Origin of the sequence: Lacibacter sp. MH-610, from assembly GCF_045780045.1 — a bacterium.
In the GTDB taxonomy this organism is placed as follows: Bacteria; Bacteroidota; Bacteroidia; order Chitinophagales; family Chitinophagaceae; genus Lacibacter.
In genome coordinates, this window is record NZ_CP116002.1 from 853,789 (window position 1) to 872,172 (window position 18,384).

Below are 18,384 nucleotides of genomic sequence, written 5' to 3' on the forward strand. Positions count from 1 at the left end.
AGATGTCCGTTGTATGAAAAAATTAGCCATCATCACTTCACACCCCATACAGTATAATGCGCCTTTGTTCCGACTGCTTACTGAACGAAACAAGCTGCAACTGAAAGTTTTTTATACATGGGGACAAACACAACAAGGTCAGGTGTATGACCCTGATTTCAAAAAATCCTTTTCCTGGGATATTCCCTTGCTGGAAGGATATGATAAAGAATTTGTAGAAAACGTTTCTGCACAACCTGGAGCCGGTCATTTTAAAGGCATTCAAAATAAAGATCTTATTCAAAAGATTGAACAATACAACCCTGATGCATTACTGGTATTTGGATGGAGTTTTAAAAGTCATTTGGAAGTGTTGCGTTTTTTCAGCGGTAAGAAAAAAATAGTATTTCGTGGCGATTCAACTTTATTGGATGAACCTGAAGGCTTTTCATTTAAAAAATTATTACGCCGTTCTTTTTTAAAATGGGTGTACCGTCATATAGATGTTGCATTGTACACAGGTGCAGCCAATAAGGATTATTATCTCAAACATGGGTTACTTACTTCTCAATTGATGTATGCGCCGCATGCAATAGAAAATGAACGCTTTTATGAACAACCTGCTTTGAATTACGAACAGCAGGCAGAGCAATGGCGTAAAGAATTAGGTATCGATAACGATTGTTTTGTGTTTTTATTTGCAGGTAAATGGGAGCCCAAGAAAGACCCGCTGTTGCTTTTAGAAGCATTCTGCAGCATAAAAAATAAAGAACTGCGTTTGATTATGGTGGGAGATGGTGTGCTGAAAGAACAGGTGAAACAATTTGCCGCAAAGGACGAACGGGTGATCCTGCTTGGTTTTCAAAATCAACAGAAAATGCCCGTAGTGTACCGTTTGGGTGATGTGTTTGTGCTTCCATCAGCAGGGCCGGGCGAAACCTGGGGATTGAGTGTAAACGAAGCGATGGCTTGCAGCAGACCGGTTCTTGTAAGCAGCAAATGCGGATGTGCAGCCGATCTTGTAAAAGAAAATGGCTTTGTATTTGAAGCTCAGAATAAAGATGCATTAGTAAAGGCAATGCTTAGTTTTGTGGATCAAAAAAGTGCCTGCGAACAAATGAGTTTAAAAAGCAAAACAATTATTGAACAGTTTACGCATGAGCAGATAGCTGCATGTGTGGAAGAAGCAGTATGAGATGGAATAAAGGCATATACGGATTAATTGCTTTCATTGCTGTTGCTTTCGCTTCAACGATCGAAAGTATTCGTATAGAGGAGTTGATCGGCATCGGTTTATTTATATATGTTTTGCTGGATTTTATTGACTCTATTGGACGTACTTACAACATTCTTGATATCCCCATCCTGCTGGCCTTATTTCAATGTGTGCTTATGCCTGCAGTGGTGTATCATAATTTCAATGATGATCCGCTGGTTATTGCGTTGAAATATGATATGACTGTTTCGGCTGATGTTTATTATGGCTTTATGTTGCCGGCAATTATTGCAATGACTGTAGGTATGAAATTGCCTCCCATCTTCATGCCTTCTTATGAACAGCGCTTTCAACGGGCTGTGTTTAATGTAAGAGCTTATCTGAAAGGAAGAGGTAACCTCGGTGTGTTGCTCATGCTGGTTGGTTTTGTACCTAATATTTTCCGTGATTTTGTTACGGGGCAGATTCAATACATAGTTTACCTGCTCAGCTTGTTGTTTTATATCGGAGTGTTGTACAGTTATTTTTCAGATCATAAACAAAGGAAATGGTTTCTCATAGGTGGTCTAATTGTAATTTTTGTACAGGCTATTGCCAAGGGAATGTTTGGAGAGTTGGTATATGTGATGTTATTGGCCATACAATTAGCCTTGTTAGGTACTAAAATCAAAAACTCACTTAAGTTTTCCCTTGCCATTGTGGGCATGTTTGCTGTGATCTTACTTCAAAGTATCAAAGCCGAGTTCAGGGATATTACCTGGAGAGGTATTGGTGCAGGAGAAGAATCAAAAACGGAAGTTTTTTTCAATCTTATAAGCGGACGTTTAACAGAACTGGATCAGTTTGCTGATATCAAAGCGATGTTCCCTACCATCAACCGCTTTAACCAGGGAATGATTGTTGGAAAAGTGCTGGATCATGTTCCGAAAAATGCTCCGTACGCAGAGGGTGAAACAATATTCGTATCCCTGGCGGCCACCTTCGTGCCACGATTGTTATGGCCCGATAAACCCATGGCCGGCGGTCAGTTTAACATGGAGCGTTTTGCAGGTTTTCGTATTGAAGGGGTGAGTATGAACATCAGCCCGATGGGGGAGGCGTATGGTAATTATGGGGTGCAGGGCGGTATATTCTTTATGTTTTTGTACGGCCTGTTCTTTTCGCTGCTCATTGTAATCCTGATGAACAGCGTAAAAAGCAGACCTACACTCATCCTCTGGTTTCCTGTATTGTTTCTGAACTCCATACAAATTGAAACAGATATACTCATGTGTTTAAATTCCTTTATTAAGAACGGCCTTTTTGTAGCTGTTTGTTATTGGGTATTTAAACGTATGCGTTTGAATTTATAGGTTCCTTACTTTTTGTGAAGACAAAACTTCTTATTTTTTACGATCATTTTTATCCTTCCTATAAAGCAGGAGGTCCCACACAATCCGTAGTTAACCTGGTGAGGGCACTGCATCAAGAATTTGAACTATCCGTTGTGTGTAAACCACATGAAATGGGTGCAAGTGAAACGCTCCCCGGCATCCGCATCAACCAATGGATGGATTGGGAGCAGAAAGCCCGTGTGTTCTACTGGAAGTATGGCTGGCGTCAAATACTGCAATTGAAAAGAGTGATAATGGATGCAGCGCCGGGTATCATTTATATCAATGGTATTTATTCTTTGTTTTTCAATTTCCTTCCTTTGTTAGTAGCCCGTTCTGTTGGAGCTGCTATTGTTGTGGCGCCAAGAGGGATGCTGCATGACGGAGCCCTCTCACAAAAAACCTGGAAGAAAATACCTTTTCTGTTTTTGTTTCAGCTGCTTGGCTTGCCCAAAAAAATACACTGGCATGCTACCGATGAAACAGAAGCCAATTTTATCCGCTCTAAAATGGGAAATGATGTTCGTATTTCTATAGCACCCAATTTGCCAAACTTGTTAAGCATCTTGCCGGCGCCTGAAAAAAAGAAAGGCGAATTAATATTGGGTAGCATTGCACTCATCAGCCCTATGAAAAATCATCTGGAAGTGATTAAAGCCTTGCAACACGTACAGGCAAAAGTAGAGTGGCATATTTACGGTCCTGTTAAAGATGCAGCTTACTGGAAACAATGCAAGGCCATGACACAGCAGCTTCCTGCAAATGTGCAAATGCATTATCATGGTGAACTGCCGCCACAGGAGTTGAGCAATGCCATGCAGCAATTCCAGGTATTTATCCTGCCCAGTAAAAGTGAAAACTTCGGGCATGCATTAGCTGAGGCATTAAGTGCAGGTAAGCCTATCATTACTTCTGTTAACACACCATTTGCAGGCATTGAATCTTATGGATGTGGTAAGGCCGTTACAGAACAGGAAATGCACTTACAATTAGCGGAAGCTATTGAACAGTATGCGTCAATGGACGCTACTGAATTTAACCAGCAGGTTACAGCCACTCAAAGCTATACTGAACTGAAATTTAAAAATACCGATGTGCTGAAACGTTATTATTCTCTTTTCAGTGATAGTTTTGCTTCATGATGCAAACAAGACTAGATCAATATAACAACAGTTGGTATAAGCCAGGCCGTTCTGTTGCGGTGCGGATGCTCTGGCATTGTACCAGTGTGCTGCTGGTACAATGCAGTTGGAATCTGTCTTCTGCTGTTCGTACCTGGTGTTTGCGTTTGTTTGGTGCAAGTATTGGTAAAGGCGTTGTTATTAAACCCGGCGTGCAAATAAAATATCCATGGCTGCTCAAAGTAGGGAATCATGTTTGGATAGGAGAGCATGTATGGATTGATAATTTAACAACAGTTACGATTGATGATCATGTATGTATATCACAAGGTGCTTACCTGTTAACCGGTAATCATGATTACACATCAGAAAAATTTAATTTGATGGTAAAGCCGATTATGTTGCAACAGGGTGTTTGGATTGGTGCAAAAGCCATTGTGGGTCCGGGTGTAACGGCAGCGCCACATGCCGTTTTAACGGCCGGCTCTGTAGCAACAAAAGATTTAGAGGCATTTAAGATTCATAGTGGCAATCCGGCATTGCCGGTAAAAGAACGGGTATTCAGGCAATCATGAAAATTTCAATTATCACTGTTGTTTATAACAGGGCGCAGACGATTGAGCGGGCCATCAACTCTGTACTCAATCAAACCTATAGCAACATTGAATACATTGTTGTGGATGGGGCTTCAACAGATGGTACGGTGGATGTAATAAATAAATATGCTCATCGACTTTCCCGTTTTGTGTCTGAAAAAGATGCGGGCATGTATGATGCATTAAACAAAGGAATTAAGATGAGCACCGGCGATGTGGTAGGCATTCTGCATGCAGATGATGTATTTACAAATGAACGGGTCATTGAAACAATTGCCGCAACATTTGCCCAACAGCCGCAAATTGATTGTGTTTATGGTGATGTGGGCTTTGTAAAAAATGAACGGCCTGATAAAATTGTACGTTATTACTCCTCAGCTATTTTTAAACCGGGACTTTTTACCCGTGGGTTTATGCCGGCACATCCTACTTTCTTTTGTTACAAACGTTTTTTTGATTTGCATGGATACTATCGTACCGATTTAGATATTGCTGCAGATTTTGATTTGCTGGTAAGGTTTCTCAAGGTAAACGCATTACGTTCCTTTTACATTCCGCAAATGCTGGTGAAGATGAACCTGGGAGGTAAAAGCACGAACGGTTTAAGCAGCACACTTAAGATTAACAGGGAAATTAAAAAGATATTGACCGAGCAGAATCTGCCTTCAGGTTACCTGCGGTTATATTCACGGTACCTGGTGAAAGTGCAGGAGTTCTGGAAGAATAAAAATTGAGTGAGTTTTTTAAAACAGTTATTAAAACAGCATAAATGAAAAAAGCATTGATTACGGGTGTTACCGGCCAGGATGGAGCTTATCTCTCCGAATTCCTGTTAAAGAAAGGGTATGAAGTACATGGTATTAAACGCAGAAGCTCTTTGTTTAATACGGATAGAATTGATCACCTGTATGAAGACCCCCATGTTAACAACCGTCATTTCATTCTTCATTATGGTGATTTAACGGATAGTGCTAATCTCATCCGCATCATCCAGGAAGTACAGCCGGATGAAATTTACAACCTTGGCGCCATGAGTCATGTAAAGGTAAGTTTTGATACGCCGGAGTACACTGCCAATGCAGATGGGATCGGTACACTTCGCATTCTTGAAGCCGTTCGTTTATTAGGCTTAACACAGAAAACAAAAATTTACCAGGCATCCACGTCTGAATTATATGGGTTGGTACAGGAAGTACCTCAATCAGAAAAAACACCTTTTTATCCCCGCTCACCTTATGGAGTGGCTAAATTATATGCTTACTGGATTACTGTAAACTACCGTGAAGCTTATAATATGTTTGCCTGTAACGGTATTCTTTTTAATCATGAATCTCCGTTGCGTGGTGAAACATTTGTTTCCAGGAAAATTACAAGAGCCGTTGCAAAAATTGCAATGGGTATGCAGGATAAATTATACCTCGGTAACCTGGATGCAAGAAGAGACTGGGGTCATGCAAAAGATTATATTGAAGCCATGTGGCTGATGTTGCAACAGGAAAAACCGGAAGACTTTGTTATTGCTACCGGAATTACAACTGAAGTAAGAGAATTTGTACGTATGGCCTTTGCTGAAGCCGGAATTAAAGTTGCCTTCCGTGGCAGTAAAGAAGAGGAGAAAGGTTATGTGGTATCCTGTTCTAATCCTGAGTTTCAGTTAACAACAGGTACAGAGGTGGTGGCCATTGATCCTGCCTACTATCGCCCTACTGAAGTGGATTTGCTCATTGGCGATCCCACTAAAGCACAAACCAAACTGGGATGGAAACCAAAATATGATTTGCCTGCATTGATTAAAGAAATGGTGGCTTCCGATATTCAACTGTTTAAACGGGAGCGACATTTAAGGGAAGGAGGTTTTCAGTCAACAAATCAATACGAGTAATGGATCCGAAAGCAAAAATCTATATAGCCGGGCATAGGGGCATGGTGGGTTCTGCCATTGTAAGAAAACTGCAGGCAGAAGGGTTTGAGAATCTGTTATTAAGAACATCTACTGAACTCGACTTAAGAAACCAGGAAGCAGTAGATCGTTTTTTCAGAGAGCATAAACCGGATTATGTTTTCCTGGCAGCAGCAAGAGTAGGTGGTATTGTAGCCAATAATACATACCGTGCAGAGTTTTTGTATGATAACCTGATGATTGAAAGCAATATTATTCATGCAGCTTATCAACACAGTGTAACAAAGCTTTTATTCCTGGGGTCTTCCTGCATTTATCCTAAACTGGCACCACAGCCACTCAAAGAAGAGTACCTGCTTACCGGAACACTGGAACAAACAAACGAGCCTTATGCAATTGCTAAAATTGCCGGACTGAAATTGTGTGATGCCTACCGCAGCCAGTACGGATCTAATTTTATTTCGGCCATGCCTACTAATCTATACGGGCCTAATGATAATTATGATTTAAACAACTCGCATGTGCTTCCGGCATTATTACGGAAAATGATTGTGGCAGAACGTAACGGTGAGCCACAGGTGGAAATATGGGGAAGCGGTACACCCATGCGTGAATTTCTGCATGTAGATGACCTGGCTGAAGCTTGTTATTTCCTGATGCATCATTATAACGAAGCAGGTTTCATAAACATCGGCACCGGTACTGATTTAAGCATCAGCAGCCTGGCTGTTTTAATAAAAGAGATTACAGGTTATAAAGGGCAATTGGTATTTAATACAGAAAAGCCGGATGGCACTCCCAAAAAACTACTTGATTGTTCACGCATTCATGCATTAGGCTGGAAAGCACGTATTGATTTAAAGAACGGAATCGAAAAAGTGTACCAGGAAATTAAATCACTTCCTTTTTAAGATGTTCGGATTATTTAAAAGAAAACCAAGCGAGCCTGTTTTTAAAGGTAATTACAGCGGTTTGCATACGGATATGCATTCGCATCTTTTACCGGGCATTGATGATGGAGCGCCCGATCTTGATACTTCTGTTCAATTAATTAAGGGAATGATGGAGCTGGGGTTTCAAAAATTTATTACCACTCCGCATATTTATCCTGATCTATATCCTAACACAAGGCAAACCATTGAACAGGCGCATACATTATTAATGCAGCGATTGCAAGAGGAGCAACTGAATGTAACTGTTAAAGCTGCTGCTGAATATTTTGTAGATGAACAGTTCCCTGAACGGATTGATCAGGGGGAACAACTGTTGACGCTTCATAAAAACTGGGTTTTATTTGAAGTATCTTTTGTGAGTCCGCCTGCTGATCTTGCTGATACCATATTTAAAATGATTGTTGCAGGTTATCAACCTGTACTGGCCCACCCGGAACGCTACAGTTTTTATCATTATAAAAAAGAAGTGTTTCAACGGTTTAAAGACCAGGGCTGTTTGTTGCAGGTAAACCTGCTTTCCCTGTTGGGTTATTATGGAAAATCAGTTCAGGAAACAGCACGTATGCTGGTAAAAGAACAGATGGTTGATTTAATTGGCACTGATCTGCATCATATCCGTCACCTGCAAACCATGAATCATCCCTTACTCATGGCAGAAGTTGATGCCTTGCTCCAAAGTGGAAAAATTTTAAATCCTACTCTCTGAGCCCTTCTCCCAAACCAAGACTTTTAATGGTTTTAAACCGCCTTTCCATTGGTGGCCCGGCTGTAAATACATTGGCTGTTGCACATCAGTTAAGCAATGATTTTGAAATTCTTTTATTAGCCGGTGAACCGCTGCCACAGGAAGAATCAGCAGCTTATCTGCTGCAGAAATACAAAGGATTCCGTGTGGAAATACTTCCATCCATCAGGCGGGCTATTCAACCGGTTCAGGATCTGAAAGCTTTTTTTCAGATCAAAGAAAAGATCCGCTCCTTTCAACCGCAAATCATACATACACATGGTTCTAAGCCCGGCGTATTAGCACGCCTGGCAGCTTTACAATGCAAGGTGCCCGTAATTGCACATACGTATCACGGGCATGTATTTCACTCTTACTTTAGCCGTTTTGTTACTTCTTTCATTTTGAAAGCAGAAAGATGGCTGGCAAAAAGAAGCAGTTTTCTAATTGCCATTAACAGCCAATTGATGAATGATCTTACTGAAGTGTATTGTATTGCACCGGCAGATAAGATCGTACTCAACCGGCTTGGTTTGGAAACAGCAGATATGTTTGATGAAACAGGTGCAGGCCGCCAACGGTTCAGAGAAGATTATGGTTTAACAGCGCAAACTGTTGCCATCGGTATTGTGGGCAGATTAGTGCCTATTAAAAATCACCGCCTTTTTATAGAGCTTGTTGATTATTTGTTACATACATCTGCCATAAAAATGCCCATGCGTTTTTTTATTGTGGGCGATGGTGAAGAGCGAACAAAGCTGGAAACTTTATTGCAGCAAAAGCAGATTGAGTTTACAAGCGATGACCAAAATATAAATGAGGAAGCACCTGTTGTTTTTACCTCTTGGCGTACCGATATGGATCTTGTTTATGCAGGGCTGGACCTCATTGTTCTTACTTCTTTAAATGAAGGAACTCCTGTTTCAGTAATGGAAGCGATGGCGGCGGGCAAACCGGTTCTTTCAGCCAGAGTGGGGGGTATTGCAGAATTGTTTGGCGCCCATGAAAACGGCTTTTTCTTTGAAACGAAAGAAGAATTCTTTCAACTTGCTGAGGAACTTGTTCAAAATGCGCAACTACGTCATACGTTGGGTACCCGTGCCCGTTCTTATGCACAGCAGCAGCTCTCCCTGGAGCAGCAGTCAGGAGGGTTAAAATCTATCTACCACTCTTACTTAGCTGAAAACTAAGCACAGCCTTCTCTATCAGCCTGAAAACCAATTTTCCCCGGTTTTTATCACCCCAGGCCCTAATCTCATAAGTATCAAGTCTTTATTTTTTATTTTTTAAACATTTTGTAGGTTCGAGGTGTATTATTGGAGGTATGAACAAGTTCACAATAAAGGATCTGGAGAATTTAAGTGGTATTAAGGCCCACACCATCCGTATTTGGGAGCAGCGGTACACTTTTTTAAAACCACAACGTACCGCTACCAATATCCGTTACTATAGCAACCAGGAGTTAAAAATGCTTCTCAATATTTCCCTGCTTAATAAGTACGGGTATAAGATTTCGCATATTAACCGGATGAAGAATGAGGAACTGCGGGAAAAACTCCTGTCTTTGTCGGGTAGCCAGGCGCAGCAGGAACGTATTGTGAATGACCTCATACAGCACATGATTGATCTCAATATTGATGAGTTTGAAAAAGTGCTGGATCAGTTTATTGCAACAAGAGGTATTGAAAAGGCCATTACCTATATTATATTCCCCTTTTTAGAGCGTATCGGAATTTTATGGCTTACAGATCATATTAACCCTGCCCAGGAGCATCTCATTACCAATATCATTCGTCAAAAGATTATTGTTGGAATTGAAAATATTGTTACACCACTGGAGTTAAAGACAACGGTGCTCTTATTCATGCCCGAAAACGAGCACCATGAACTGGGACTTTTGTTCATGAATTATCTGCTCAAAAGCCGTGGCGTAAAAACTATTTACCTGGGCGCCAATGTGCCTTTATCTGACCTGGAGTTTGTAGCCGATCTTAAAAAACCTGAATATATCTATACCCATCTTACCACGGTAATGAAGGAATTCAACTTTGAGAAATTCATCAACAATCTCAAGAACAGGTTCCCCAATACTCCCATCATGATTTCAGGGCTTTTAAGCAGCAGTTTCGATAAAAAAGCCCCGGGCGGTTCCATCCGGTTTATTAAATCTCTTACAGAAGCCACGGAGTTTATCGGTTCGCTTCAGTAAACCACCGGTTTTTCCCTTTAAATCGTCATAACTAAAAGCTATAACAGCCGCCCCAGGGCGGCTTTTTTTATAACTGGCTGGTTTAAAGTGTTTTACTTTTTAAGAAAAAAATTAAACAAAATCCTTGGTAGTTTGGAATAAGTTTGTTTAAATTTGACGAGTCAATAATTAAACATTATTCGCCATGTCAACAGTAGAGTTCAACCAAATGCTTGTTAGCAATACCGATTTTCTGAAGCCGTTTGCCTTCACGCTTACAAGGGATAACGAAACCGCTAAGGATCTGTTACAGGAAACTATGTTTCGTGCATTGGCTAACAAAGACAAGTACAATGTGGGTACCAATATCAAAGCGTGGCTGTACACTATCATGCGTAATATTTTCATCAACAACTACCGCAGACGTGTAAAACAGAACACCATTTTTGACTCTACTCCCAATGACTTTTTTATTAACTATCAACAGGCAACTGTGAGCAATGATGCAGAAGCAAGTATGAAGTTGAAAGAAATTCAGAATGCGGTACATCAGCTCCCCGATATTTTCAAAAATCCTTTCATGCTCTATTTTGAAGGATTTAAATACCACGAAATTGCAGAAGCACTTGAAGAGCCTTTAGGAACCATCAAGAGCCGCATTCATTTTGCCCGTAAATTGCTGAAAGAACAAATCAGCCGTAATTAAACAATCATTCTATTTGTGCCTACTGCTATTGTAATCGGAAGCGGTTTTTCCGGTCTGGCAGTTTCCTCTTTTCTTGCTAAACAGGGATGGAAGGTTACTGTATTGGAAAAACATTCACTCCCCGGCGGCCGTGCCCGCAAAATGGAGGTGAACGGTTTTACATTTGATATGGGTCCCAGTTGGTACTGGATGCCCGATGTGTTTGAACGTTACTTTCAACAATTTAATAAACAGGTAAGCGATTATTACCAGCTTTCACGTCTGGATCCTTCCTATCGTGTTTACTTTAAAAAAGATGTACTGGACATTGCTGCCGATTATGAGCAGTTGAAACAATCCTTTGAACAGTTAGAACCCGGCAGTGGCGCCCGGCTGGATGCTTTTATGTCCGAAGCTGCTTATAAATACAAAGTAGGTATTAACAAACTGGTGTTTAAACCCGGTCTTTCCGTTACAGAGTTTTTTGATGCAGAGCTTGTAAAAGGCTTGTTCAAATTGGATGTGTTTACTTCCATCAGCAAGCATGTACGTAAGTTTTTTAAAGACGAACGATTGATTGAGCTGATGGAATTTCCCGTGCTTTTCCTGGGAGCATTGCCGCATCATATACCTGCACTGTACAGCCTTATGAATTTTGCCGATGTAAAACTGGGCACCTGGTTTCCCAAGGGTGGTATGTACAGTATTGTGGATGGTATGTACCGTTTGGCAAAAGAACAAGGGGTAGAATTCCTGTTTAATCAGAATGTATCTGAAATAAAAGTAGTCAATGGCAAGGCAAAAGGAGTGGTGGTGGATGGCAATCTTATAGAAGCAGATGTGGTTATCAGCAGTGCCGATTATCAGCACACAGAGACAAAACTGCTGGAACCCGCTTACAGAACTTATTCTGATGCTTACTGGGCGAAACGGGTGATGGCGCCTTCCTGTCTCTTATATTATGTTGGGTTAAATAAGAAACTTTCAAATGTTCCGCATCATACGTTGTTTTTTGATACCGACTTCAAAAAGCATGGTGCTGAAATCTATACGCATCCGCAGTGGCCCACCGATCCGCTTTTTTACGTAAGTGTTACAACCGTAACCGATCCTTCCGGCGCACCGGAAGGTTGTGAAAATATGTTCTTTTTAATACCGGTGGCTGCAGACTTGAACGGAGATTCTGAGGAAGTAAGAGAACAATATTTCCAACAGATTGTTAAACGTTTTGAAGCCCGTACCGGTGAAACGATTGCATCCGATATCATTTATAAAAAATCATTTTCCGTATCTGATTTTAAAACGGAGTACAACGCATTCAGGGGCAATGCCTATGGTTTAGCAAACACGTTGTTGCAGACAGCGAATTTAAAACCATCGTGCAAGAGCAAAAAAGTAGCTAACTTGTATTATACAGGTCAGCTTACAGTGCCGGGTCCGGGCGTTCCTCCTGCATTAATCAGTGGCGAAGTGGTGGCAGGGCTCGTGCATAAAGAGTTTCACAACTAATCATAAAGCGTATGATGCAATTATTCCATGATGTAAGCGAACTGTGCAGCCGTATGACTACGGAGCGATACAGCACGTCTTTTTCGTCTTCCATCCGGTTGTTACACCAGGATCTTCGCCAGCCTATCCATAACATTTATGGCTTTGTACGTTTTGCCGATGAGATTGTAGATACATTTCACGGGCATGATAAAGAAGAACTGTTGCGTCGTTTTAAACTGGAAACCTATGATGCCATTGAACGTGGTATCAGCCTCAACCCGATCCTGCACAGTTTTCAGCTCACGGTAAATGCTTATAAAATTGATCATTCATTGATTGAAGCATTTTTCAAAAGCATGGAAATGGATCTTGATCAAAAGCAATACAATCAGCAATCTTATAACGAGTATATATATGGCAGTGCTGAAGTAGTAGGGTTGATGTGTCTCTACGTATTTCTTGAGGGCGATACAAAAGCGTATGAACAACTAAAGCCACATGCACAATCTTTGGGAGCCGCTTTTCAGAAAGTGAATTTTTTAAGAGATGTAAAAGCAGATTACAACTCCCTCAACCGTACGTATTTCCCCGGGCTTGATTTTTCTAATTTCACTACCCGCCAGAAAGCAGAAATTGAAGCCGATATACAGAAAGATTTTGACCATGCGTACGAAGGAATCTTACAATTGCCTATGAAAGCAAGGTTTGGTGTATATGTGGCATTTAAATATTACCTGTCGCTCTTTAAAAAGATTAAAAAAATGCAACCGGCAAAAATTATGAACGAGCGGGTGCGTATTCCTAATTATGGTAAAGCCATGATTCTGTTGCGTGCAGGTGTACGCAACTCGTTAAACCTGATGTAATAAAATCCAACGTTCTTTTTTATTTCCGCCGCCGGTACTCATTGGCGGCGGTATTATTTACAGAAACAAAACATTTCAAATAAAAACTCTTTGTACTTTCAATGATGCAGCAGGTAATTTTAGTGAATGAGCAGGATGAAGCCATTGGTGTGATGGAAAAAATGGAAGCCCATGAAAAGGCGTTGCTTCACCGTGCTTTCAGTGTTTTTTTATTTAATAAAGATGGTTTGATGCTGCTGCAGCAAAGAGCCTTGACAAAGTATCATAGTCCCGGTTTGTGGACCAATGCCTGTTGCTCTCATCCCAATCCCGGCGAAGAAGTACAAACAGCAGCCCTGCGCCGGTTGCAGGAAGAGTTGGGTTTTACCACACCGGTTGAAAAAGCATTTCACTTTACTTACAAAGCGGCGTTTGATAATGGATTAACGGAACATGAATTTGATCATGTATTTGTTGGTTTGTATGAAGGAGCGATGGTGCTTAATGAAGAAGAAGTAAGTGCAGTACATTACAAAAGCATAGATGCAATTGCAGTGGAACTGGAAACAATGCCTCATCTGTACACAGAATGGTTTAAGATTGCATTTCCTTTGTTAAGGGAGTGGATGCAAAAAAATAATTTTATACATGCAGCGGCGTAAAGCTATTGTTATTGGTAGTGGAGTAGCAGGGTTGGCAAGCGCTGTTCGTTTAACTGTACAGGGTTTTGAAACCATTGTGTTTGAACGCAACAGTTATGCCGGCGGTAAATTATCACTTCTTGAAAAAGATGGATTCCGGTTTGATGCAGGTCCTTCTTTGTTTACACAGCCGCAGAATATTGAACGCCTGTTTCATGATGCAGGTGAAGACATCCATGATTATTTTCACTATGAATCAGTACCTCTTTCCTGCCGTTATTTTTACGATGATGGTAAGGTACTGGATGCAGCTACAGATGCACATGTGTTTGATGAAGCCTTACAGACAGTAATGGGCGAAGAGAAAGGAGCGCTGCTGCACTATCTTTCCAAAAGTGAGCAACTGTATCAATCCATCGGCACTGTTTTTTTAAATCATTCGTTGCACAAACGCAGAACATGGTTGCAGCCCTCCATCATCAAAGCGTTAAAGAGTGTGCGGTTTCCTTATTTGTTCAGTACACTTCACCAGTATAACAAAAAACATTTTTCTAATCCGCAAACGGTTCAGTTGTTCAATCGGTTTGCCACCTATAATGGCAGTAATCCTTATCAAACACCGGGAATGATGAGTTTGATTCCCCACCTGGAATTGAATGAAGGCACGTTTTATCCTAAAGGTGGCATGATCAGTATTACCAATGCTTTATATGCTCTTGCTGTAAAGAAGGGAGTGCGTTTTTATTTGAACCAACCTGTTGACTCCATTATACATCACCAGGGTCGTGTGAAAGGAATTGTGGCCGGCACTGATAATTATTTTGCCGATGTAGTTGTAAGTAATGCGGATGTTTATTTTACTTATCAGCAGTTGCTCAGGGATGAGAGTAAAGCCCGCAAAGTATTAAAGCAGGAACGGAGTTGCAGTGGTGTTATTTTTTATTGGGGTATGAACAAAGAATTTCCGCAACTGCATCTGCATAATATTTTCTTCTCCGGTAATTATGAAGCAGAGTTTGCTTCCATCTTTCAACGCAAACAGTTGTTTCATGATCCAACCGTGTATGTAAACATTACTTCTAAAATGGAAGCAGAACAGGCACCTGCAGGAAAAGAAAACTGGTTTGTATTGATCAATGCGCCTGCAAATACCAAACAAAACTGGGAACAGTTAAAAGAAGAATTAAAACAACGGGTGGTGCAAAAACTTTCAACTGTTTTGAACGAAGATGTGAGTGCTGCTATTGAATCGGAAGAAACATTAGATCCTGTTACCATTGAAAGCCGAACCGGTTCTTATCTCGGTGCTTTATATGGAACCAGCAGTAACAGTAAAATGGCGGCCTTTATGCGGCATCCTAATTTTCAATCGCATATCAGGGGATTGTATTTCTGCGGCGGCAGTGTGCACCCCGGCGGCGGTATCCCACTTTGTTTTAAAAGTGCAGAGATTGTAAGTAATTTGGTGGCACAGGACTTTAAAAGATCATAGTTGAATGACCGGATTGATTCAAAAGAAACAACAGACCGCACTTTACCTTGCAATACTATTTCATACTATCGGGTTGCTGGGTATCTTATTCGTTAATAAAGATTTTTTTACACAGCTTACACCGCTTAACCTGATGGTGAGTTTTGCATTAGTGCTGTGGACACAGGAGGATAGAAATTTATCTTTCTGGTTTTTTGCTCTTATCTGCTTTATAACCGGAATTATAACAGAATACCTTGGTGTGAATTATCAATTGTTATTTGGTTCGTATCAATACTTGTCACCATTAGGGGTAAAATGGGAAGGTGTTCCATTAATGATCGGTGTTAACTGGTTTGTGATCATGTACTGTTGTGGTATAAGCGTTCAGATTGTTTTAAATGCCATCTGGAACCGGTTGAAAGATGATGATATGCCCGTGCGTAACAATGTTGGTTTCTGGGCCATTGTACTGGATGGGGCACTGCTGGCCACCTTTTTTGATTGGGTAATGGAGCCCGTAGCAGTGAAACTCGGCTTTTGGCAATGGCTGGGCGATGGCAGTATTCCATTCAAAAATTACTGGAGCTGGTTTTTGGTCAGTGCTTTTTTGCTGTTGCTGTTCCGTTTACTGCGGTTTGAGAAGCAGAACATTTTCGGTGTACATTTGTTATTGATTCAGTTGATGTTTTTTTTAATCCTCAGAACATTTTTATGAGTTTGTTATTCTATATCCTGCTGGCCTTTGCTGTTTTTTTTATCATGGAAGGTATTACCTGGCTCACCCATAAATATGTTATGCATGGCTTCCTGTGGTATCTGCATGAAGATCATCATCAGCCCCGTGGTCATTTCTTTGAAAAGAACGATGCCTTCTTTTTAATCTTTGCCATTCCCAGTTGGTTATGCATTATGCTGGGATTAATGAACGGCGTATACTGGGTAGTGAGTATTGGTGCCGGTATTGCCATGTATGGCCTGGCTTATTTTATTGTACACGACATCATCATTCACCAGCGGTTTAAAATCTTTTCAAGATGGAACAGTACCTATGTACGTGCTATCCGCTGGGCGCATAAGATGCATCATAAGCATATGGATAAACAGGATGGTGAAAGTTTTGGTATGCTCTTCGTTGCCAAAAAGTACTGGGAAAAAGTGCGGAAGGAAAAGCAACTCAATCCCCATATTAAATAGCCGTCTTGAATCACCACTATATTTATTTTCTCATCCTTGGTGCATCGCTGGCAGGTCCTTTACTGCTGAGCTTTGACAAGAAAGTAGCTTTTTACAAACAGTGGAAATACCTGTTTCCTGCAATGGTTTTACCGGCATTGTTTTTTATTGTGTGGGATGTGTTTAAAACCAGAGGCGGTGTGTGGAGTTTTAACGATGAGTATATCATTGGCTCAAAATTCTTTTCATTGCCGCTGGAAGAAATTCTTTTCTTCTTTGTAGTTCCTTACTGCTGTGTGTTTATCTATGCCTGCATGCGTGCTTATTTCCCATCCATCGCCGGACGTAACTGGGGAAAGCCTTTTCTGTGGAGCTTGGTATTGTTGTTTATCATTACTGCTGCATTAAATACAGAAAGAAGTTATACGTTTTATACTTCTTTGTTCAATGTGTTGTTTATAACATTGGTCTTGCTCTTGCCCAAATGGTTCCGTGGTTTTGATGCTTCTTCTTTTCTTGTTTCATATGCCGTTACGGTTATTCCTTTTTTAATTGTGAATGGTTTTTTAACCGCCATACCTGTTGTGTTATACAACGATGCAGAAAACCTGGGCATCCGTATTTTTTCTTTTCTGCCATGGCCTATGCATCATATTCCGGTGGAAGATATTTTTTACGGGATGCTGCTGGTGTTTATGAATATTGTACTATACGAAAAACTGAAACACCAGTCTCCGTTTCCGGTGTAAATATTTCAGAAACCCTATTGCAAAAATATTTTGCGCCGCTGTTTTGAAATCTCCTCAGATTCTGTAATATCTTTGCATCAGCAAACGTTGGTAAAACAGTGGTTGCTTACGATAAATGAACAATACCCCTTTTAGGGCTGCTGCAATTCTTCTACACCTGCTCCTCAACTTTTTCCTTGTTTCATGGCTTATGGATTTTGACCTTACCGGAGGGTGGATTCGTTTTGTCCTGTTTCTAAGTGTGTGCTTACTGCTGCTCATGCTGTTTGTGCTGCACATGATCTCGTTCATTCGTTATTTACAATCAAAATAAACTACTATGATTTCAACAGTTGTGTTTTTCTTAGCCCTGTTCATCGCAGGGCTCTTTCTCGGTGTATTTAAAAGATCCACCTATTTTTTTGAAGACGGAAGGTTTAAACCAATCGCCTTATTCAAACCGTTGTTTGCACTCGTTATTGCATTGGTGGTTGCTGCTGTCAATCCTATAGATATTGAACGGATTGATGCGGGACATGTAGGTATCAAAGTGAGCAATGTGGGGGATAACCGTGGCGTAGGTAAAACGGAATATGTTACCGGTTGGGTGTTTTACAACTCATGGATTTCACGCATTTTTGAATTTCCCATTCACCAGCAGCATATTGACTACGAAGCCAATGATATCGTAACCAAAGGTGGTTTCCGTGCTACCATCAAACCTTCGTTCAACTATTCCATCAATGCCGGTAATGTAGCTGATATGTTTCAGAACCTGCGTGTGGGTGTAAGAGAAATGGAACAGGGCTGGTTAAAGAATGCCATTGTGGGTAGTGTGAATGATGTGGCCAACCGTTATACCGTTGATTCTATCTTCAATCACCGTGAAGAGTTTGAAGCAGATATTGTAAAGGAATGTAATAAGCGTGTGGCCAAATGGTTTAATGTTTCGCAACTGCGTACCAATATTATTCCGCCAGCAGAAATTTCTGAAAGCATTGTTGCCAAAACAAGAGCCATCCAGGAAGTACAGGTTGCTGAAAACAGAAGACAGGTAGCCATAGCTGAAGCTGAACGAAAAATTGCCGAAGCAAGAGGTGATAGTGCCCAGGCAGTGATCCAGGCGGCTGGCCGTGCAGAAGCGATCCGAAAAGAGCAGATGTCGTTAACGCCGTTATACATTGATTATATCAAAGTGCAGAAGTGGAGCGGACAGGTGCCTACAACGGTTGCCGGAGGCAACAGTGGGTTTATGATTCAGTTGCCAAAAGAGAAAGACTAAAGGAATAGCGTATTG

Annotated in this window: 19 protein-coding genes; all 19 read left to right on the top strand. The window is 41.0% G+C overall.

Going from position 1 to position 18,384, the window contains the following annotated elements:
* Positions 1 to 13: 13 nt before the first annotated feature.
* The 19 genes from PDL71_RS03875 to PDL71_RS03965 all read left to right on the top strand — a co-directional run bounded on the left by PDL71_RS03875 (position 14) and on the right by PDL71_RS03965 (position 18,369).
* The gene (locus PDL71_RS03875; protein WP_407525599.1) at positions 14 to 1,174 is read left to right on the top strand and encodes a glycosyltransferase family 4 protein; all 1,161 of its coding nucleotides are present in this window, start codon (positions 14 to 16) and stop codon (positions 1,172 to 1,174) included.
* Positions 1,171 to 2,547 carry a hypothetical protein gene (locus tag PDL71_RS03880; protein ID WP_407525601.1) on the top strand — a complete coding sequence of 459 codons (1,377 nt, stop codon included), beginning with the start codon at positions 1,171 to 1,173 and terminating at the stop codon, positions 2,545 to 2,547. The genes PDL71_RS03875 and PDL71_RS03880 overlap by 4 nt, the downstream gene beginning before the upstream one ends.
* A 14-nt stretch (positions 2,548 to 2,561) precedes the next feature.
* Positions 2,562 to 3,710, top strand: a complete 1,149-nt coding sequence (locus PDL71_RS03885) for a glycosyltransferase family 4 protein (RefSeq protein WP_407525604.1) — start codon at positions 2,562 to 2,564, stop codon at positions 3,708 to 3,710.
* Positions 3,707 to 4,264 (top strand): WcaF family extracellular polysaccharide biosynthesis acetyltransferase, encoded by a 558-nt coding sequence (locus PDL71_RS03890; RefSeq protein WP_407525607.1) that lies wholly within the window; start codon positions 3,707 to 3,709, stop codon positions 4,262 to 4,264. Before PDL71_RS03885 ends, PDL71_RS03890 begins: the two co-directional genes overlap by 4 nt.
* On the top strand, positions 4,261 to 5,019 hold the full coding sequence (locus PDL71_RS03895; protein ID WP_407525610.1) for a glycosyltransferase family 2 protein: 759 nt from the start codon (positions 4,261 to 4,263) through the stop codon (positions 5,017 to 5,019). Before PDL71_RS03890 ends, PDL71_RS03895 begins: the two co-directional genes overlap by 4 nt.
* 35 nt (positions 5,020 to 5,054) lie before the next feature.
* Complete coding sequence (gene gmd, locus PDL71_RS03900) at positions 5,055 to 6,167, top strand: GDP-mannose 4,6-dehydratase (protein ID WP_407525613.1); 1,113 nt, start codon at positions 5,055 to 5,057, stop codon at positions 6,165 to 6,167.
* Positions 6,167 to 7,096 carry a GDP-L-fucose synthase family protein gene (locus PDL71_RS03905; protein WP_407525616.1) on the top strand — a complete coding sequence of 310 codons (930 nt, stop codon included), beginning with the start codon at positions 6,167 to 6,169 and terminating at the stop codon, positions 7,094 to 7,096. The genes gmd and PDL71_RS03905 overlap by 1 nt, the downstream gene beginning before the upstream one ends.
* Position 7,097: 1 nt before the next feature.
* Entirely contained in the window at positions 7,098 to 7,844 is a 747-nt protein-coding gene (locus tag PDL71_RS03910) for a tyrosine-protein phosphatase (RefSeq protein WP_407525619.1), read from the top strand.
* 26 nt (positions 7,845 to 7,870) lie between these two features.
* Positions 7,871 to 9,052: a glycosyltransferase gene (locus PDL71_RS03915; RefSeq protein ID WP_407525621.1), complete on the top strand. Its 1,182-nt coding sequence runs from the start codon at positions 7,871 to 7,873 to the stop codon at positions 9,050 to 9,052.
* A 134-nt stretch (positions 9,053 to 9,186) separates the two neighbouring features.
* Entirely contained in the window at positions 9,187 to 10,071 is an 885-nt protein-coding gene (locus tag PDL71_RS03920) for a MerR family transcriptional regulator (protein WP_407525624.1), read from the top strand.
* Positions 10,072 to 10,255: 184 nt separating this feature from the next.
* Complete coding sequence (locus PDL71_RS03925; protein WP_407525626.1) at positions 10,256 to 10,756, top strand: RNA polymerase sigma factor; 501 nt, start codon at positions 10,256 to 10,258, stop codon at positions 10,754 to 10,756.
* Positions 10,757 to 10,771: 15 nt separating this feature from the next.
* On the top strand, positions 10,772 to 12,244 hold the full coding sequence (locus PDL71_RS03930) for a phytoene desaturase family protein (protein ID WP_407525629.1): 1,473 nt from the start codon (positions 10,772 to 10,774) through the stop codon (positions 12,242 to 12,244).
* An 11-nt stretch (positions 12,245 to 12,255) separates the two neighbouring features.
* Positions 12,256 to 13,092 (top strand): phytoene/squalene synthase family protein, encoded by an 837-nt coding sequence (locus PDL71_RS03935; protein WP_407525631.1) that lies wholly within the window; start codon positions 12,256 to 12,258, stop codon positions 13,090 to 13,092.
* Between the two features lie 101 nt (positions 13,093 to 13,193).
* The gene (gene idi / locus PDL71_RS03940; protein ID WP_407525634.1) at positions 13,194 to 13,733 is read left to right on the top strand and encodes an isopentenyl-diphosphate Delta-isomerase; all 540 of its coding nucleotides are present in this window, start codon (positions 13,194 to 13,196) and stop codon (positions 13,731 to 13,733) included.
* On the top strand, positions 13,720 to 15,204 hold the full coding sequence (gene crtD / locus PDL71_RS03945) for a 1-hydroxycarotenoid 3,4-desaturase CrtD (RefSeq protein ID WP_407525637.1): 1,485 nt from the start codon (positions 13,720 to 13,722) through the stop codon (positions 15,202 to 15,204). Before idi ends, crtD begins: the two co-directional genes overlap by 14 nt.
* 4 nt (positions 15,205 to 15,208) lie before the next feature.
* Complete coding sequence (locus tag PDL71_RS03950) at positions 15,209 to 15,901, top strand: carotenoid biosynthesis protein (RefSeq protein WP_407525640.1); 693 nt, start codon at positions 15,209 to 15,211, stop codon at positions 15,899 to 15,901.
* Positions 15,898 to 16,380, top strand: coding sequence for a beta-carotene hydroxylase (locus PDL71_RS03955; RefSeq protein ID WP_407525643.1), 483 nt, complete (start codon positions 15,898 to 15,900; stop codon positions 16,378 to 16,380). Before PDL71_RS03950 ends, PDL71_RS03955 begins: the two co-directional genes overlap by 4 nt.
* Before the next feature lie 5 nt (positions 16,381 to 16,385).
* Positions 16,386 to 17,108, top strand: coding sequence for a lycopene cyclase domain-containing protein (locus tag PDL71_RS03960; RefSeq protein ID WP_407525646.1), 723 nt, complete (start codon positions 16,386 to 16,388; stop codon positions 17,106 to 17,108).
* 319 nt (positions 17,109 to 17,427) lie between these two features.
* Positions 17,428 to 18,369 carry an SPFH domain-containing protein gene (locus tag PDL71_RS03965; protein ID WP_407525649.1) on the top strand — a complete coding sequence of 314 codons (942 nt, stop codon included), beginning with the start codon at positions 17,428 to 17,430 and terminating at the stop codon, positions 18,367 to 18,369.
* The last annotated feature ends 15 nt before the right edge of the window (positions 18,370 to 18,384 follow it).

What these genes read in the sequence shown, in the direction of transcription:
- PDL71_RS03920 (WP_407525624.1), top strand. Translation starts at nt 9,187, where the DNA reads ATGAACAAGTTCACAATAAAGGATCTGGAGAATTTAAGTGGTATTAAG.
- PDL71_RS03890 (WP_407525607.1), top strand. Translation starts at nt 3,707, where the DNA reads ATGATGCAAACAAGACTAGATCAATATAACAACAGTTGGTATAAGCCA.
- PDL71_RS03910 (WP_407525619.1), top strand. Translation starts at nt 7,098, where the DNA reads ATGTTCGGATTATTTAAAAGAAAACCAAGCGAGCCTGTTTTTAAAGGT.
- PDL71_RS03965 (WP_407525649.1), top strand. Translation starts at nt 17,428, where the DNA reads ATGATTTCAACAGTTGTGTTTTTCTTAGCCCTGTTCATCGCAGGGCTC.
- PDL71_RS03905 (WP_407525616.1), top strand. Translation starts at nt 6,167, where the DNA reads ATGGATCCGAAAGCAAAAATCTATATAGCCGGGCATAGGGGCATGGTG.
- idi (WP_407525634.1), top strand. Translation starts at nt 13,194, where the DNA reads ATGATGCAGCAGGTAATTTTAGTGAATGAGCAGGATGAAGCCATTGGT.
- PDL71_RS03880 (WP_407525601.1), top strand. Translation starts at nt 1,171, where the DNA reads ATGAGATGGAATAAAGGCATATACGGATTAATTGCTTTCATTGCTGTT.
- PDL71_RS03935 (WP_407525631.1), top strand. Translation starts at nt 12,256, where the DNA reads ATGATGCAATTATTCCATGATGTAAGCGAACTGTGCAGCCGTATGACT.
- gmd (WP_407525613.1), top strand. Translation starts at nt 5,055, where the DNA reads ATGAAAAAAGCATTGATTACGGGTGTTACCGGCCAGGATGGAGCTTAT.
- PDL71_RS03915 (WP_407525621.1), top strand. Translation starts at nt 7,871, where the DNA reads ATGGTTTTAAACCGCCTTTCCATTGGTGGCCCGGCTGTAAATACATTG.
- PDL71_RS03895 (WP_407525610.1), top strand. Translation starts at nt 4,261, where the DNA reads ATGAAAATTTCAATTATCACTGTTGTTTATAACAGGGCGCAGACGATT.
- PDL71_RS03925 (WP_407525626.1), top strand. Translation starts at nt 10,256, where the DNA reads ATGTCAACAGTAGAGTTCAACCAAATGCTTGTTAGCAATACCGATTTT.
- crtD (WP_407525637.1), top strand. Translation starts at nt 13,720, where the DNA reads ATGCAGCGGCGTAAAGCTATTGTTATTGGTAGTGGAGTAGCAGGGTTG.
- PDL71_RS03950 (WP_407525640.1), top strand. Translation starts at nt 15,209, where the DNA reads ATGACCGGATTGATTCAAAAGAAACAACAGACCGCACTTTACCTTGCA.
- PDL71_RS03875 (WP_407525599.1), top strand. Translation starts at nt 14, where the DNA reads ATGAAAAAATTAGCCATCATCACTTCACACCCCATACAGTATAATGCG.
- PDL71_RS03955 (WP_407525643.1), top strand. Translation starts at nt 15,898, where the DNA reads ATGAGTTTGTTATTCTATATCCTGCTGGCCTTTGCTGTTTTTTTTATC.